Genomic DNA, 16555 nt, shown 5'->3' on the forward strand with positions numbered 1-16555 from the left:
TGACCATGACAGCGTCTCAAAAAAGTCTTCGACCTCTTGCCGTGTGCCTGTTGGGCGCCGCGGTTGCACTGACCTCGTTGGCGGCTTCGGCGTTCCAGCAGGAAGGCAAGATCATCGCCGGTTCCGACGTGACCTTCTTCCCGTACGAGTACATGGATAACAACACGCCGGCAGGTTTTGATATCGAATTCATGGACGGCCTGGGCAAGGTCATGGGGCGCAAGGTCGAAACCCTCGACACGCGCTTCCCCAACCTGATCACCGGCCTGCAGGCCGGGCGGTTCGATGTGACGAACTCGTCGATGTACATCACGGCGGAGCGGGTCAAAGTCATCGACATGATCCCTTACCTGAAAAGCGGCGAGTCGATCCTGACCCTCAAGGACAGTGCGTTCCAACCCAAGAAACCGGAAGAGTTCTGCGGCCACAAGATCGGCTCCATGGGCGCCACGTCCTGGCTGGCACAGATGCACAAACTGTCGGATGAGTACTGCGTGGCCAAAGGCTTGAAACCGATTGCGATCAGTGAATACAGCACCGACCCGCAAACCACCCAGGCCTTGCTGGCCCACGCCGTTGAAGCGCAGATCACCGATGCCGCCGTGGCGCGGGGTGTGGTCGACAAGCTCGGCAGCCGCGTGGTGATTTCGTCCGACACGCTGATCTACCCGGTCCTCAACGGCTTCGGCGTGAAAAAGGGCAACGACGAGGTGAAAAAAGCCCTGCTCGACGGGTTGGACAAGTACCGCGCGACCCCGGAATACGCGGCCTTGCTCAAGAAGTACAACTTTGAAGCGCCGACCGATGCCGACATCGCCGCGCTGATGCCCAAGTAAGCCTATTGCGCGACCGCAGCCCTGCGGTCGCGCCTTGCGGAGACAGATTCATGGCGTTATCCCTTGAAGAACAGGCGCGCATCGACCTGGCGGCAACCTTTCGCATCATTGCCCACTTGGGCATGCACGAGGCGGTGGCCAACCATTTCAGCGCGGCGGTATCGGCCGACGGCAAACAGTTTTTGCTTAACCCGAAGTGGAAGCATTTTTCGCGCATTCGCGCCAGCGACCTGTTGCTGTTGAACGCCGACGACCCGGCCTGCGCCGACCATCCGCATGTGGACGCCACCGCCTGGTCGATCCACGGGCAGATCCACCGACTGCTGCCGCAAACCCGCGCCGTGCTGCACCTGCACCCGGTTTACACCACGGCGGTGGCGTGCCTGGCCACACCGCACATTCCGGCGATTGACCAGAACACCGCGCGCTATTTCAACCGCGTGGCCGTGGACGAACTGTACGGCGGCATGGCTGACACCGAAGCCGAAGGCGCGCGCCTGGCCGCGCTGCTCGACGGCAAGAGCCGCCTGCTGATGGGCAACCATGGCGTGATGGTCACGGCCGCGTCCATTGGTGAGGCCTTTGACGATATCTGGACCCTGGAGCGTGCCTGCCAGATCCTGGTGACGGCGTGGTCCACCGGGCAGCCGCTGCGGGTGTTGTCGGATGAGGTGGCGGAGAAAACCGCACGCGGCTGGGAAGGTATCGCGGACTTTTCGCAGCAGCACTTTGAAGAAATGAAGCAGTTGATGATCGACGCCGACCCTTCGGTACTCGACTGAGGGCTTTTTATGACGTTTTCCGTTGTCGCTCGCTGCGCCGAGACCGGCCAGCTGGGCATTGCGATCAGCTCTTCAAGCATTGCCGTCGGTGCGCGCTGCCCGTGGCTGCGCCCCGGTGTGGGCGCGGTGGCGTCGCAGAACATCACCTTGCCGAGTTTGGGGCCGCACATCCTGGACAGCTTAGGGCAGGGCTTGGCGCCGAATGAGGCGCTGGAAACGGTGCTGGCCGGGCAGGATCACAGCCAGTACCGCCAGGTGACGGTGATCGATAACCAAGGCCGCACGGCGCATTTCAGCGGCGCGCAGACCCTTGGCCTTCATGCGGCGCTGAGTGGTGAGCAATGCGTGGCGGCGGGGAATATGCTCGCCCATCCCGGCGTGATCGCGGCCATGGTGCAGGCGTTTGAAAATGCCTCCGGGCACCTGGCCGACCGATTGCTTGCCGCGATGCAGGCGGGCCAGGCTAAAGGCGGTGAAGCCGGCCCGGTGCATTCGGCTGCCCTCGTGGTGGTCGATGACCTGCTGTGGCCCATCGTCAATTTGCGCGTGGACTGGGCCGATGACGACCCGATCGGCGCCCTCGACCAATTGTGGCAGGCCTATCGCAGCCAACTGCAGGACTACATTGACCGCGCCATCAACCCTCAACATGCACCGGGCTATGCGGTACCGGGAGATGACCGATGAGCAACAGCCGCGACCTGCTGGCGCAACTGGTGCGTTTCGACACCACCAGCCGCGAATCCAACCTGGCCTTGATCGACTTCGTGCGCACGTATTTGCAAGGCCACGGCGTGGCCTGCGAGTTGGTGTTCAACGCGCAAAAAAGCAAGGCCAACCTGCTGGCAACCCTTGGCCCGGCCGGCGTGCCGGGGATTGTGCTGTCCGGGCACACCGATGTGGTGCCGGTGGACGGTCAGCGCTGGACGGTGGCGCCGTTTGACCTGACAGAAAAGGACGGCAAGTTGTACGGGCGTGGCACGGCGGACATGAAGGGCTACATCGCCTGTGTGTTGGCCTGCGTGCCGGCACTGGTGCAGGCGCCGCTGCGCATGCCGGTGCATATCGCGCTGTCCTATGACGAGGAGATCGGCTGCCTGGGTGTGCGCTCGTTGATCGAAAGGTTTCACGCGCAACCGGTCAAGCCGCTGCTGTGCGTGATTGGCGAGCCCACCGAGCTCAAGCCGGTGCTGGGCCACAAGGGCAAGCTGGGCATGCGCTGCCAAATTCACGGCGCGGCGTGCCATTCGGCCTATGCGCCGTCGGGCGTAAACGCTATCGAATACGCTGCGCGGTTGATCAGTGAGCTGGTGCGGCTCGGTGAAACGCTCACGGCTGAGCAGCACCTTGATGCGCGATTTGACCCGCCATTTTCCACCGTACAAACCGGCGTGATAAGCGGCGGGAAGGCCTTGAACATCGTGCCGCAGGATTGCAGTTTTGACTTTGAAGTGCGCGCGTTGCCGAATCAGAACCCCTGGCAGGTTGCGGACCAGTTACGCCGCTACGCCGAACACACGCTGCTGCCGGCAATGCAGGCAGTGAGCGCGCAGTGTGCGATCAGCTTCAGCGAGTTATCCAGCTACCCGGGCCTGGCGACGTCGCTGCAGAGCCAGGCGGCTGAGTGGATTGCGCAATTTTGCGGCTCGCGCGACTACGGCACTGTGGCTTTCGGGACTGAGGGCGGGCTGTTTGACCAGGCAGGGATTCCCACCGTGGTCTGCGGACCGGGGAGCATGGAGCAGGGCCACAAGCCCGACGAGTTCATCAGCCTGGAACAATTGGCGGCGTGTGACCGGATGTTAGAGCGGGTGGTGGCGTTTGTGAGCCAGTAAGGCCACCCCCTATCCAATGTGGGAGCGGGCTTGCCCGCGATGCAGGCGCCCCGGTCTTGCAGTTAAACCGAGGTGATGCCTTCGCAGGCAAGCCAGCTCCCACGCAAGCCCGCTCCCACATTTGCTCTGTGTTGTTTGCTCAGGCGTTAGCCACACCCACCCGCCACTGCGCCGGCGGCAGCGCACCGTTCACCAGGTAGTTGCCCACAATGCGCGACTTGTAGACCCGCGGATTATGATTGGCCAACGTGCGCGCATTGCGCCACAGCCGGTCCAGCGCTTTGTTGCTGGCCGTGGCACTGGCGCCCAGCGCGTCAAACAGTGCGGTGGTTGCCGCGAGTGTCGCGTCCACCACCGGGTTGACTGCCAGGCACACTTCCAGCTCCGCCAATGCCACGTGCGGGTCATCGTCGTGCAGCGCCTGCTTGTGGGCGATCACAGACTGCGCCGTCTGCTCCAGGCGCTGCGCCGCTTGCTGGGTGATGGCGTGCGCGGCGTAGGCCTGGCTGGCAACTTCGCCGATGACTTGCAGCAACTGCACGTCTTGCGCTGCGGTGTCGGCGTTGCCGGTGGTGAAGGTTCTGGCGCGCTGGCTGAGTTCTTGCGCACCGCTCAGCGCCGCGCGGCGAGCAATGCCGGCGAGGGTGCTGAGGTGGTAGATCTGGTAGAACGACTGGCCGTAGCCGAAGCGTTGATGGGTAGGGCGCAGGTCGTCCTCCACCGGGGCATTGTCGAAAATACAGGTGCCGCTGGCGGTGAGGCGTTGGCCGAAGCCATTCCAGTCATCGACGATGTGCACGCCAGGGGCCTTGAGGTCGACGACGACCGAATACACCGTGCCATCCTCACCCGTGGCGACGGTGTTGATCAGGTCGCTGTAGAGCGCGCCGGTGGTGTAGAACTTTCTGCCGCTGATGCGCAGGGTGCCGTCGGCATCGCGGTGCAGACGGGTTTCGAAGTCGCCGCGGGTCTGGTTGCCGACCTCGGTGCTGCCGGGAGAGAGCAGCGCGCCCTGGCCGAGCCGGTCCAGCCATTTGGCGCGCCAGTCGAGGTCTTTGGCACAGAGGACGTCCTCGCAAAAACCAAAATGCCCGCGCAGGGCCTGGGTGATGTTGGAGTCGGCGGCGGACAGTTCGGTGAGCAGCGCAAGCAGTTCGGCAAAGGTCGCGCCCTGGCCACCGTGGCTCACAGGCAAGCGCCAGCGGGGCAGTCCCAGTTCGTTGAGCTGGCGGATAACAAGTGCCAGGCTGGCGCGTGTCTGATCTGCCTCTGCGGCTTGCGCAAGGATCTGCGCAAAGAGCGGGCGAAAGGGAGCAGCCAGTTGTTCGTAACGGGAGGAGGGCGCAGCGCCCCAGATATTCAACGCGCAAATCGACATGCAATGGACCTTGCAGAAAGTGGCTCAGGTGCTGGGGTCCAGTGGTCTGGTGCCGCCACCCTAACCCACGGTTCGCAAAGTTTTTAATACGAAAAATAGCTATGGAGCTGCGCGGCGGTTCTATCGATAGTGCGCAACAGTATTAAACCCCGTGCTTTTATTGCGTTAGCTTCTACGGGCGCCGTTCTTGGCGACCTTCCAAACCCTTTTCTCATCACCAGACTGCACGCCCACAGATGGTTGAGTCAGCCCTCACGTGTGTGGAGTGCATTCATGATCAATCGTCGACACTTGCTTGCCCTGCTCGGCTTGGCCGCGCTTACGCTGCACGGTCCTTCGGTCGAGGCGGCAGAGCCGCTGACGCTCACCGTGGGCGATCAGTTTTTCTCCAATCGCATTGTTCTGGAGCTGTCAGGCGAGTTGAAGGACTTGCCCTACAAAATCGACTTCAAGCGCTTTAATACTGGCTCCCCAGTGGCTTCGGCGGTCGCCAGCGGCGCGCTGGACGTGGGCATTGTCGGTGACACGCCGGTGATCAGCCTGGCGGCCAATGGCGCGCCGGTGAAAGTGGTCGCCAGCACCCAGACCAGCCTTGACGGCGTCGGCATCGTAGCGCGCAAAGGCATCCAGTCGGTGGCCGATCTGAAAGGCAAAACCATCGCGATCTGGAACGGTTCGTGGAGCCAGCAACTGGCCTACAAAGCCCTCGACGAAGCCGGCGTGCCGCGCAACAGCGTGACCTTCAAATACCTGCTGCCGGCCGAGGCCAGCCTGGCGCTGACACAGGGCGACATCGATGCGTTCGGCACCTGGGAACCCTACGTGTCGCTGCAGGAGAAAGAGGGCAGCCGCCTGATCCGCAACGCCAAGGGCTTGATGAGCGCGCCGACCTACATCGTTGCGTATGAGCCGGCGCTGGCGCAGAAAGGCGCGATCATCAAAGACTTTGTCGCGCGCCTTACCCGCGCACGGGTGTGGAGCAACAGCCATATCGATGAGTACGCCGAGGCGTGGTCGAAGGCCAACCAGTCGGCGCCGGAGATTGCCAAAGTGTGGTTCAAGCGTGATGCGATCAAGGTACTGCCGATCTCGCCGACGATTGTCAGCGAAGCCCAGGCCACGGCGGATTTCCTGGTGGATGCACAGATGCTGAAGCAGCGGTATGACGTGACGCCACTGTTTGATCGGGCACTTTAAACGTAACGGGAATAAGCGCTAATGGTATCGACAAGCTGATTATGCCTGGGCTGGGCTAGGTTTTTTATTCCGGTGCGCACCGGGACAAAAAATTAACTAGCATCAGCGAGGAGTAGCCAGTAGGCTACATGTGAATCTGTGACCAACTTGATCGGCAGGACGCCGCAGTTCGATACATGGCTCGACGGCATGAAGGATGTCTGGGGAAGAACGGCTGTTCTGACGCGCCTGGACCGCGCCGAAGAACACAATTTTGGCGATTGCGAGCCAGTCGGTGAAGGCCTGAGCGAAATGCGTGTTTTCGTCGGGCCGGGCTACAGAATTTACTTTGTACGGACGGGCATTACCGCTTACCTGATGTTATGGGGCAGCGATAAAACCGACCAGAAGCGGGGAATCACACGGGCAAAAGAGATCCTCGATGCCCTCAGAGGTTAATGAAATGAGCGAATCGAAATTCAAACCCGAGGACATGCCGATCCTCGATCTTGATACGTCCGGCACCCGTGTTTATGAGGCTTCGCGCTTTCTCGACAGCCCGGAAGTTATCAGTGCCTATCTCGCGCAAAGCATGAAGGCGCAAGATCCGCAAATATTCATGAAGGCGCTTGCCGAGGTTGCCAAAGCCCAAGGCGTAAACAAGGTGGCTGAGGCGGCAGGGGTCAACCGGGAGAGTCTGTACAAAACCCTCAAAGGCGGCTCGAAGACTCGCTATGAGACGATCCAGAAGCTGATGCTGGCGTTAGGCGTTGAGCTCACTGTGCAACCGATTGCTGTCAATCAGGCGACAAGGGCTAAGCCGGTGGCAGCCGGTAAGCCCTGATATCGAATCACGACGATCAAATGTGGGAGCGGTCGAGCTTTCGTAGCCTCGCTGAAGCTCGACCGCTCCCACCTCGATCGCCGTTGTCCTTAAGTCTTAACGCACCAGGCAAGGCTGCTTGTTATTAAAGCGCCAGCCCGGAATCAAGAACTGCATCGCCACACTGTCATCCCGCGCTCCAAGGCCCATGCCTTTGTACAGCTCATGGGCCTTGGCCACTGCATCCATGTCGATCTCCACGCCCAGGCCAGGCTGGGTGGGCACTTTTACGTAGCCGCCTTCGATTTTCAGTGGCGCCTTAGTCAGGTGCTGGCCGTCCTGCCAGATCCAGTGGGTGTCGATGGCGGTGATGTCTCCCGGTGCGGCGGCGGCCACCTGGGTAAACATCGCCAGGGAAATATCGAAGTGGTTGTTGGAATGCGAACCCCAGGTCAGGCCCCATTCATTGCACATCTGCGCCACACGCACCGAGCCTTGCATCGTCCAGAAGTGTGGGTCGGCCAGCGGAATGTCGACCGATTGCAGCTGGATCGCGTGGCCCATTTCGCGCCAGTCGGTGGCGATCATGTTGGTCGCGGTTTTAAGCCCGGTGGCACGGCGGAATTCAGCCATGACTTCGCGACCCGAGTAGCCGTTTTCTGCACCGCAGGGGTCCTCGGCGTAGGCGAGCACGTGGTGTTGGTCACGGCACAGGCGGATGGCTTCTTTGAGTGACCACGCACCGTTGGGGTCAAGGGTGATGCGTGCATCTGGAAAGCGTTCGGCCAGGGCAGTGACGGCTTCGATTTCTTCATCGCCACTCAGCACGCCGCCTTTGAGCTTGAAGTCATTGAAACCGTATTTGGCCTTGGCGGCTTCGGCCAGGCGCACCACGGCCTCGGCGGTCATGGCTTGCTCATGACGCAGGCGCAACCAATCATCATCGGCGTCGGCCTCGTTGCGGTAGGCCAGAGAGGTGGCCGTGCGGTCGCCGACATAAAACAGGTAGCCGAGCATTTTTACCGCATCACGTTGCTGCCCTTCACCCAGCAGCGCCGCCACCGGCACTTCCAGGAACTGACCCAACAGGTCGAGCAGCGCAGCTTCCATGGCGGTGACGGCGTGAATGGTGATGCGCAGGTCAAAGGTCTGCAGGCCGCGACCGGCGGCGTCGCGAGCGGCAAAGGTGCTGCGCATCTGGTTAAGGACGCGTTGGTATTGGCCAATCGGCTGGCCGACCACCAGGCTGCGCGCATCTTCAAGGGTTTCACGGATGCGCTCGCCACCGGGCACCTCGCCCACGCCCGTGTTGCCGGCGCTGTCCTTGAGAATCACGATATTGCGGGTAAAAAATGGCCCGTGGGCGCCGCTCAGATTGAGCAGCATGCTGTCGTGGCCTGCCACCGGGATGACTTGCAAATGGGTGACTACAGGAGTGTTCATGGCAATGTCCTAAGTAAGCTCAAAGAGGTTTGCTGATGGCGGCGCCCGTTGGCACAGCGCTGGCAGAGGTCAATACGGCCGAGGGTGACGTCTTGGCAAAAAACACCAGGATCGCGGCAAGCACCGAGGTGCCGGCCAGGCCGTAGAGGCCGCCCTGGATCGAGCCGGTGGTTTGTTCCAGGAAGCCAAACGTGGTCGGGGCCACGAAACCGCCCAGGTTGCCGATGGAGTTGATCAACGCGATCACGGCCGCGGCGATGCGCACATCCAGATAACCCTGGGGAATGGGCCAGAACAGCGACGAGGCGGACTTGAACCCGATTGCCGCGAAGCAGATCGCCACGAAGGCGAAGATGGGCCCGCCGGTGGTGGACATGAACATGCCCGCAGCGGCAATCAACAGCGCGGCGGCGACCCAGGCTTGCTGGAACTTGAACTTGCCCGACAGCGAGGCGAAGGCGTACATGGCGATGATCGAGATCAGCCATGGGATCGAGTTGAAGAACCCGACCTGTATGTCGCTCAGGTCACCCATTTTTTTGATGATGCTCGGCAGCCAGAAGGTCGCCGCGTAGATCGTCAGCTGGATGCAGAAGTACAGGGCGCAGAACAGCAGGATCTGGCGGTCCTTGAGCAGTTTGCCAATGGTCGGTTTGACCGTGGTCAGTGCTTCTCGCTCACGTTGTTCCTGGTCGATGGCGCCGACCAGTGTGTCCTGCTCTTCGCGGGTCAGCCATTTGGCGTCGTGGGGTTTGGAGTCCAGCCAGAACCACACGAAGAACCCCAGCGCCACCGAGGCCAGGCCTTCAATGGCGAACATCCATTGCCAACCGTGAAAGCCAAAGCCTTCGATTTGCAACAGTGCGCCCGACAACGGGCCGGAAATCAGCGAGGCGACCGCTGAACCGCTGAGGAAGATTGCGATGGCTTTGCCGCGCTCCACACCCGGCAACCAACGAGTGAAGTAGTAGATCACCCCAGGGAAAAACCCGGCTTCGGCCACGCCCAGCAGAAAGCGCAGGATGTAGAACTGTGTTTCGTTCTGGATGAACGCCATCAGCGTGGCAACGATGCCCCAGGTGAACATGATGCGCGTCAGCCAGATCCGCGCACCGACCTTTTGCAGCAGCATGTTGGAGGGCACTTCAAACAGCGCATAGCCAATAAAGAACAACCCGGCGCCCAGGCCATAGGCGGCCGCGCCGATGCCCAGGTCATGCTCCATGTGCGTGCGCACGAAGCCGATATTGACCCGGTCGATGTAGTTGAGGATGAACATGATCACGAACAGTGGGAGCACATGGCCCTTCACTTTGCTCACGGCGCGCGTGAGTACTGAGTCGCTGGGTGAAGCGGCAGATGCATGGTTTGAATTGGTCACAATTCAAAACTCCCCTGATTTATTTTTATGCGGGTTTGCGGGTTTTGTTGATAGACATCATACAAGTTACTTTCTTTTTTTCGCAATGCGGCGTGGGGTGTATTTGTTCTTATAAGCGAGAGAATTTAATAGGTGTTTTGGTTATTTGCTCAGCGTTTATTGGGTTGTTGCGCCGTTTAGGGTGTGTCGAGACGGTGTGAGCGCCACCCGCCAAGCGACACCGACGCCCTTTGGGCTAAGGGATAGCGAGTTTAGTTGTCATACAAGTTAGGCATTTTTTGAATCAACTCAACGTTGCCGCCAAGCGGGGTGTTAAGCTCCGTCCAGCCCAACCGTGGACCCTAGCGATGCCCATTGAAAACGCAACCCTGGTCCGTAGACGTTCCAATAACCTGGCCCAGGGCGTGGTTGATGCGCTGACCCAGCGCATCCTGCTCGGCCAGCTCAAGCCCGGTGAAAAACTGCCGTCCGAATCCACCATCGTGCTTGAGCATGGGGTGAGTCGCACGGTGGTGCGCGAAGCGATTTCCAAGTTGCAGGCGTCAGGCCTGGTAGAGACTCGCCACGGCATCGGCACCTTTGTACTGGAGCAACCTGCGCAACAGGGCTTGCGACTGCATGTGGACACCGTCGCCAGCGTGCGCAATATGCTCGAGCTGCGCCTGGGCCTGGAGGTACAAGCGGTGGCGCTGGCCGCTGTGCGCAGAAGTGACGAGCAACTCGTGCGCATGCGCGAAGCGCTGGATGATTACCAGGCTTCGCTGGCGAACAACGACAGTTGCGTGGAGGAGGACAAGCGCTTTCACCAACTGATCGCCGAGGCCACCGGCAACACCTTCTTTACTGAAATCATGCTGCACCTGGGCAATGCGATGATCCCGCGCACGCAGGTCAAGGGCGCCGAGCGCGGCGGCGCCGATTTTGCCAAGCTCGGTCAGTTGGCAAACCTGGAGCACGAAGCGATCTTCAATGCCATCAAGCGCCAGGACCCGGACGCCGCGCGCGCGGCCATGGTGCTGCACCTGACCAACAGCCGGGATCGGTTTTCGGGTGTGTAATGTTGTGCTGATAAGGAACAACCGTTGAACGAACACACATTGTCCATGCGCCTGGAGCGCGTGGCGGCAAACGTGCCGGCGGGTGCGCGCCTGGCCGATATCGGCTCGGACCACGGCTACCTGCCGGTAGCCTTGATGCGTCGCGGCGCGATCGCAGCGGCGGTGGCGGGTGAGGTGGCGGCCACGCCCTTTCACGCGGCCGAACGCACGGTACGCGACAACGCTCTGGAGCAGCACATCAGCGTGCGGCTGGCTGATGGCTTGGCGGCCATTGAACCGGCGGACGCAATCACCGCGATCAGCCTGTGCGGCATGGGCGGCGAAACCATCCGCGACATCCTCGACAGCGGCAGGGCGCACTTGAGCGGTCAGGAACGCCTGATCCTGCAACCCAATGGCGGCGAACAACCCTTGCGCCAATGGCTGATGGACAACGGCTACCGGATCGTGCGCGAGGAGCTGTTGCAGGAGAACCGGTTTTACTACGAAATCATCGTCGCCGAACGCGCTGAGCCGCTGGTCTACACGGCGCAACAACTGTACTTCGGTCCGCTGCAGATGCAGGCGCGCAGCCCGCAGTTCCTGGGCAAGTGGCAACGCATGTTGCGTCAGAAACACAAGACCCTGGCCAGCTTCGAGCAGGCCCGGCAGGCGGTGCCCCAGCACAAGGTGCAGGAGATTGAACAGCAGGCGCGCTGGATCACCCAGCTGCTGGCTTGAACTGGCAACAGTGAACAGGGTCACACATCCCAGACCGGCGCTTTACCCGGTCTCTTGCGCCGCCCATGATGGACGGCTCGCACCCATGGAGGACGCTGCGTATGTTTGGCTCCCTGCTCGACAAACTTTTCAATCGCCCGCTGACTGAAGACGCGTTCGCCGAGAAAGTCATCAAGGCGGCTCGCGAAGCGGGTTTCAGCGAACCTCTTGAGTACGTGCCCAAAGAGTTCCGCCTCAAGCATGGCGACGGTAGCTACTTCAACCTGCATAACGCATTCAATGACTATCAGAGCGCCGAAAAAGCGCACAAATCTGACGTATTGAAAGGGTATGTATCGACCCTGCTCGGCTACAAAAAGCCAGCCCCGCCAACCTTCGAAGGCGTCAGGCCGCTGTTGCGGCCGGTGATTCGTAACCTGGCGATGCTCGAAGAAGTGCGCCTTCATCACGTCCGCAACAAGGGCTGGGATGCGCCGTACACCGCCGTCCACCAGGCGCTGGGCACCGACTGCGTGACCCTGCTGGCGGTGGACTACCCCGAGACTACGTCCACCCTGACCGAGGGGCCTGATCCACAGTGGGGCGTGAGCCTGGACGAGGCATTGGCGGTGGCGGTGAGCAATCTGCGTGAAGCGACCCAGGACGCGTTTGACGAAATCGTGCCCGGCCTCTACCTCGGCCGCTGGAATGACGGCTATGACACCAGCCGCGTGCTGCTGCCGGATGTCCTGCAGCGTGCGGCCATCAAGGGCCGCCCCGTGTTCATGATCCCGACCCGCGACATCCTGATGGTGACCGGTGACAAGGATGAAGCGGGCATTCGGCACATGGTCGAGATCAGCTTCAAGGCCATGGAAAGCGGGCGCGCGGTGTCCAGCCAGGTCTACACCTATGACGATCAACGGATCGTGCCTTTCATCAGCCAGGATGAAGCGCTCAAGGCGCGCATGGCGAGCCTCGAACACATGCTGCTGCAGGGCAACTACCACACGCAGAAAGAGCAGCTCGACATCCTTCACGATGAGCAGAAGATCGACGTGTTTGTCGCGACCTACACGTTGTTCGAGTTAAAGGACAGTCACGGCAAGACCTTCTCGCTCTGTAGCTGGACGGAAACCGTCGACACCTTGCTGCCCAAGACCGACCGCGTGGCGCTGGTGCAGATCCAGCCCGATGGCACCGCCCAGACCCAAGTGGTCGAATGGGCTGAGCTTGAGGCCAAGTTGGGCGACCTGCTGGCGCCGGCGAGCCTGTACCCGGCGCGCTATCGCACGCTGGGTTTTCCAACGCCTGAGCAATTGAGTCAGTTGACGCCGCTGGTTTAACGCCGGCTTGTCACGCGTCGCCCACCTGTGCAAGGATCGCCCATGACCGAATTTTCGCAAAGCAACCGCCATCACCCCCACGGAGCTTGCCCAAGGTGCCGCGGTTGCTTGCGCTCACTGATTGACCAGAACCTCTGATCACTCGATGAACCACCACCCAAGGCGCCGATGGCGCCTTTTTTATTGCTTGTAAAAAGGGAGATTCAACAGATGACAATGCTACGGGGTACCCGAATAGTGACGGGCAAAGAAGCCGCGACAATGCGTGAGATCGAGGCGCGTTTTCGGAGCTATCTTCATCGACGCGGGCGCTGAAGAAGTCATCGTGCCGGCCCTGTGGGGCCAGGACACGTTTATCGAAAAAGCCGGCGGCAGTGAAATCATCGGGCAGATGTGGGCCTTCGATGACAAGGCCGGACGTCAGTGTTGCCTGATCCCGGAAGCCACCGCGCTGTTCCAGGAGCGCAACACGCAATTGCTTGGCGCGCGCGCGGAGGCGATGTTTTTCTACGTGGCGCGGTGTTACCGGTATGAGCGGCCGCAAGCTGGGCGCTACCGGGAGTTCACTCAGTTGGGGCTGGAAATTCTCAGCCCTGAGCCCGCGCTGGCGTTGCAGCGCAGCCAAGCGCTGTGCACCGGTTTTCTCGACACGCTGGACCTTGACTATGAGCTTAATCTGGCCGTCAAACGCGGGTTGAGTTACTACCTGCAAGGCAATGGCTTCGAGGTGCGTTGCCCCGCGTTGGGTGCTCAGCAACAAGTGGTGGGCGGCGGTGCATACCGCGAAGGCGCCGGGTTCGGCATCGGGCTTGAGCGTCTGGTGCTTGCGTTGGCGTGATGTGCAAGGACGCCTCCACCCGGAGGCGTCTCCTATCCGGCCGCCGGATATGCTCCAATAGCCGCCACCCTTTGCTCACCCCGGGAACCCCGCCATGGCCGACACCACCGATCAAGCCTTCTACGACCGTGCAGACGCACACATCGAACTGTCGAACGAACAACTCAAAACCTGTGAAAACCTCGGCGAGGTCAGCGCCTCGATGATGTTCGGCACCACGCGCTTCAACGCCTGGGCCAGTGCACGCAATTTCAAGTCCGGCGCCGAAATGGCCGATGCGCGGGAAGCGATGCTGAAGTATTTCTGTGACCAGTACCGGATGATGCTTGAGGACAATCTGGATGATCACATCAATAATTTCAGTCAGTACATGTTGGTCAAATAGCTCGTCGGCACCGATTCCACTTGCTCTTGTACGTTGAGTTGCCCTTTCTTCAGCAGCCGATGGATATCCATGGCTGTTTCAGATGCCCTTGCACGCCAGGTCGGGCAGGTCAGTGCCCAGAGCCCTCCAGGGCAAGCCAGCCTCCCTGGAAAGCCGGGTTACCGTTCCACTCTGCACACTGAGTGCTTTTGCCCCATTTTCGCGCATGCCACAGCGCCGTCACCTCGCCAAGCCGCCTATTTCGCGACCCGCCACCAACGGCCCGTATCTTGCTAGTACCTTCCCAATCAATGACATGGCATTTTGCTTCTAGTCATATCCAGGTTGTTTGGGGGAGTGGGTCGGCCATGCACAGTCTTTTATCACCGGGTATCCGCCTGCTTGGCCGTTTCGGTTTTGCGCGCAAGTTCCAGATCCTGTTTTTCCTGTTCATGCTGCCCCTGGCCGGAAGCCTGTGGCTGATCGGCCAGGACTATCGCGACAAATTAGCGGTGATTTCCAGCGAGCAGTCCGGCGTGCGCCAACTGCTGGCCCTGGACACCCTGGATGGGCAGTTGACCGCACAACGCAACCTGGCTGCCCGCTGGAAAGCGCTGGATATTCTGCACACCCCAACCCCCGCCGCGCAGGCGGCGATGGACAACGTCGATGCCGGCAACCCGGCCATTGTGCAAAGCCTGCAAGCCTTGGGCGATGCGCTCAAGACCCACAACGCCAGCGCCGACACCCTGGCCCGTTTTGAGGCGTTGCAGGCGACGGTCAAGGGCATGGATACCCAATCGCTGCGCACCGTGGGCTGGTGGCCGGACGGCTATGACCGCTTCACCGCCGCCCTGACTGCGATGCAAACCTTGCGCGAGCAGATCACCCTGGACGCCGGCCTGATCCTCGACCCGTGGCTGGAAACCTACTTGCTGATGCAGATTTCCACCCAGCACACGCCGGACCTGATCGAGCGTATCGGCCGCACCGCGAGCGTCGGCCAGTCCTCGATTGCCTCCGGGCAATTCACCTTGCAAAGCCGCTTGCAGATGCGCGACCTGCGCGGCCGAATCGGCGATGCACGTGACCAGTTGGTCAAGGCCGCCGCGTCGCTCAAAGCCAAGCAATACGCCGGGATGGAACCGTGGACGGCGCAATACGACACCAGCCTGCAATTGCTCGATAACGAACTCAAAGGCCTGGACGACGGCGTGTTTGGCGGCACCATCAAGCTCGACACCGCAGGCTTTGATCGCAGTGTCGACAGCATCCTCGGCGCGTTGGGCGCACTGCGCAGCCAGTCGCTGCACTCGCTGGATGAACGTTTGAGTTATTACCGTGACCGCTCGCTCAGGGAGTTCATTCCGGTGGTGGCCACGTTCAGCCTGCTGGCGTTGGCGGCGTTGTACCTGTTTATTTGCCTGCAGGCTTCGATTCGTCGCAGTGCCAGTGGCATCACCACGCTCGCCGAGTCCCTGCGTGACGGCAACCTGTGCGTCGAAGTGGCGGTGGAAGGTCGCGATGAACTGGCGGCAATCAGCACCGCGCTCAACGTCGCCGTGGTGCAGCTGCGCACCAGCCTGCTGGGCGTCAACCACGAGACCCAGCAACTGGGCTCGGCGGTGCTCACCCTCAACGCGCAATCGGGCAGCACCCTGACCGAAGTCGAAGACCAGCAACACCAGATCAGCCAGATCGCCGCCGCCGCCACGCAACTGGCGGCCACCTCGATGGGCGTCGCCAAAAGCTGCGAACAGGCTTCCGGCAGCGCCCAGCAAACCCGGCGTATCGCCGAAGACAGCAGCCGCGACAGCCAGCGCACCACGGCGAGTATCCAGCAACTCAACCAGCGCCTGACCGACACGGCGAATGCGCTGGAACAAGTCAGCCAGCAGGGCCAGCAGATTCAGTCGGTGGTCGACACCATTCGCGGCATTGCCGAACAGACCAACCTGCTCGCACTCAACGCCGCCATCGAAGCCGCCCGCGCAGGCGAGCAAGGCCGCGGGTTTGCCGTGGTGGCGGATGAGGTGCGCAGCCTGTCGCAACGCACCCAGGCTTCGACGGCGCAGATCGCCGGCACGGTGGACAGCCTGCGCGCGACGGTGAGCCAGGCGGTCACGCTGATGGGCGCCGCCTGCGACCAGGCGCTGACTGACGCCGAGTCCGTCACCGGCCTGGGCACACGCCTGGGCGAAATTGCCGGCGCGGTGCAAAACGTCACCGACACCCTGGCGCAGATCGCGGCGGCGGTGGAAGAACAGGCGACGACGGCGGATGAAGTCAGCGGCAATATCCAGCAGGTCGATCAGGCCGCAGGGCGCTTGCTCGACGGCGCGCGCGCGGTGAACCAGGCGGCCGACACCTTAAGCAAAGGCAGCCGCGCCCTGAGTGAAAACACCGCGCGCTTTCGCCTGGACTGACCATCCCCCCTGTGGCGAGCGGGCTTGCCCCGCGTCGGGCCGCGAAGCGGCCCCAAACCCAGACAACGAGGACTATCAGAAAAACCCCATCGCTCTAATTGAGCCTGCTGCGCCCCCTCAACGCGGTGCGCTCTGAATGAAAGCACCGCGCGTTAGATGAACCTTCAGCG

Annotated in this window: 16 protein-coding genes; 13 read left to right on the top strand and 3 right to left on the bottom strand. The window is 61.4% G+C overall.

The features are described 5' to 3' along the window. Positions 1–5 precede the first annotated feature (5 nt). Genes AACU78_RS15180 through argE form a run of 4 tightly spaced genes read left to right on the top strand, consistent with a single transcriptional unit; the run spans position 6 to position 3453 of the window. Positions 6–836, top strand: a complete 831-nt coding sequence (locus AACU78_RS15180) for an ABC transporter substrate-binding protein (protein WP_106576618.1) — start codon at positions 6–8, stop codon at positions 834–836. A 50-nt stretch (positions 837–886) separates the two neighbouring features. Further along, positions 887–1618 carry a class II aldolase and adducin N-terminal domain-containing protein gene (locus tag AACU78_RS15185; protein ID WP_106576619.1) on the top strand — a complete coding sequence of 244 codons (732 nt, stop codon included), beginning with the start codon at positions 887–889 and terminating at the stop codon, positions 1616–1618. 9 nt (positions 1619–1627) lie between these two features. Next, positions 1628–2305, top strand: coding sequence for a DUF1028 domain-containing protein (locus tag AACU78_RS15190; RefSeq protein WP_106576620.1), 678 nt, complete (start codon positions 1628–1630; stop codon positions 2303–2305). Further along, positions 2302–3453 carry an acetylornithine deacetylase gene (gene argE / locus AACU78_RS15195; RefSeq protein WP_106576621.1) on the top strand — a complete coding sequence of 384 codons (1152 nt, stop codon included), beginning with the start codon at positions 2302–2304 and terminating at the stop codon, positions 3451–3453. The genes AACU78_RS15190 and argE overlap by 4 nt, the downstream gene beginning before the upstream one ends. A 139-nt stretch (positions 3454–3592) precedes the next feature. Here argE and AACU78_RS15200 read toward each other — a convergent pair whose 3' ends face one another. Further along, on the bottom strand, positions 3593–4831 hold the full coding sequence (locus AACU78_RS15200; protein WP_106576622.1) for an acyl-CoA dehydrogenase family protein: 1239 nt from the start codon (positions 4829–4831) through the stop codon (positions 3593–3595). Positions 4832–5104: 273 nt separating this feature from the next. On the opposite strand from AACU78_RS15200, the gene AACU78_RS15205 reads away from it, so the two are divergent. The 3 genes from AACU78_RS15205 (at position 5105) to AACU78_RS15215 (ending at position 6851) form a co-directional block, all read left to right on the top strand. After that, the gene (locus AACU78_RS15205) at positions 5105–6028 is read left to right on the top strand and encodes an ABC transporter substrate-binding protein (RefSeq protein ID WP_106576623.1); all 924 of its coding nucleotides are present in this window, start codon (positions 5105–5107) and stop codon (positions 6026–6028) included. Positions 6029–6166: 138 nt separating this feature from the next. Next, a complete protein-coding gene (locus AACU78_RS15210; RefSeq protein WP_106576624.1) occupies positions 6167–6466 on the top strand; it encodes a type II toxin-antitoxin system RelE/ParE family toxin in 300 nt (99 codons plus the stop codon). Between the two features lie 4 nt (positions 6467–6470). Next, a complete protein-coding gene (locus AACU78_RS15215; protein WP_106576718.1) occupies positions 6471–6851 on the top strand; it encodes an addiction module antidote protein in 381 nt (126 codons plus the stop codon). A 96-nt stretch (positions 6852–6947) separates the two neighbouring features. Here the strand turns inward: AACU78_RS15215 and gudD are convergent, their stop codons facing one another. Both gudD and AACU78_RS15225 read right to left on the bottom strand, forming a co-directional pair. After that, a complete protein-coding gene (gene gudD / locus AACU78_RS15220; RefSeq protein ID WP_106576625.1) occupies positions 6948–8273 on the bottom strand; it encodes a glucarate dehydratase in 1326 nt (441 codons plus the stop codon). 19 nt (positions 8274–8292) lie between these two features. Continuing rightward, positions 8293–9654: an MFS transporter gene (locus AACU78_RS15225; RefSeq protein WP_106576626.1), complete on the bottom strand. Its 1362-nt coding sequence runs from the start codon at positions 9652–9654 to the stop codon at positions 8293–8295. A gap of 347 nt (positions 9655–10001) precedes the next feature. On the opposite strand from AACU78_RS15225, the gene AACU78_RS15230 reads away from it, so the two are divergent. The 6 genes from AACU78_RS15230 (at position 10002) to AACU78_RS15255 (ending at position 16385) form a co-directional block, all read left to right on the top strand. After that, a complete protein-coding gene (locus AACU78_RS15230; protein WP_106576627.1) occupies positions 10002–10712 on the top strand; it encodes a FadR/GntR family transcriptional regulator in 711 nt (236 codons plus the stop codon). A gap of 24 nt (positions 10713–10736) precedes the next feature. Next, positions 10737–11432, top strand: coding sequence for a tRNA (adenine(22)-N(1))-methyltransferase (locus tag AACU78_RS15235; RefSeq protein WP_106576628.1), 696 nt, complete (start codon positions 10737–10739; stop codon positions 11430–11432). 101 nt (positions 11433–11533) lie between these two features. After that, positions 11534–12757, top strand: a complete 1224-nt coding sequence (locus AACU78_RS15240; protein WP_106576629.1) for a DUF1444 family protein — start codon at positions 11534–11536, stop codon at positions 12755–12757. Between the two features lie 265 nt (positions 12758–13022). After that, positions 13023–13595, top strand: a complete 573-nt coding sequence (locus AACU78_RS15245; protein WP_106576630.1) for an ATP phosphoribosyltransferase regulatory subunit — start codon at positions 13023–13025, stop codon at positions 13593–13595. A 94-nt stretch (positions 13596–13689) separates the two neighbouring features. Further along, positions 13690–13980 (top strand): DUF3144 domain-containing protein, encoded by a 291-nt coding sequence (locus tag AACU78_RS15250; RefSeq protein WP_106576631.1) that lies wholly within the window; start codon positions 13690–13692, stop codon positions 13978–13980. A gap of 347 nt (positions 13981–14327) precedes the next feature. Further along, positions 14328–16385, top strand: a complete 2058-nt coding sequence (locus AACU78_RS15255; RefSeq protein WP_106576632.1) for a methyl-accepting chemotaxis protein — start codon at positions 14328–14330, stop codon at positions 16383–16385. The last annotated feature ends 170 nt before the right edge of the window (positions 16386–16555 follow it).

It is taken from the genome of Pseudomonas sp. R9.37, assembly GCF_963878885.1.
Taxonomy (GTDB): Bacteria; Pseudomonadota; Gammaproteobacteria; order Pseudomonadales; family Pseudomonadaceae; genus Aquipseudomonas.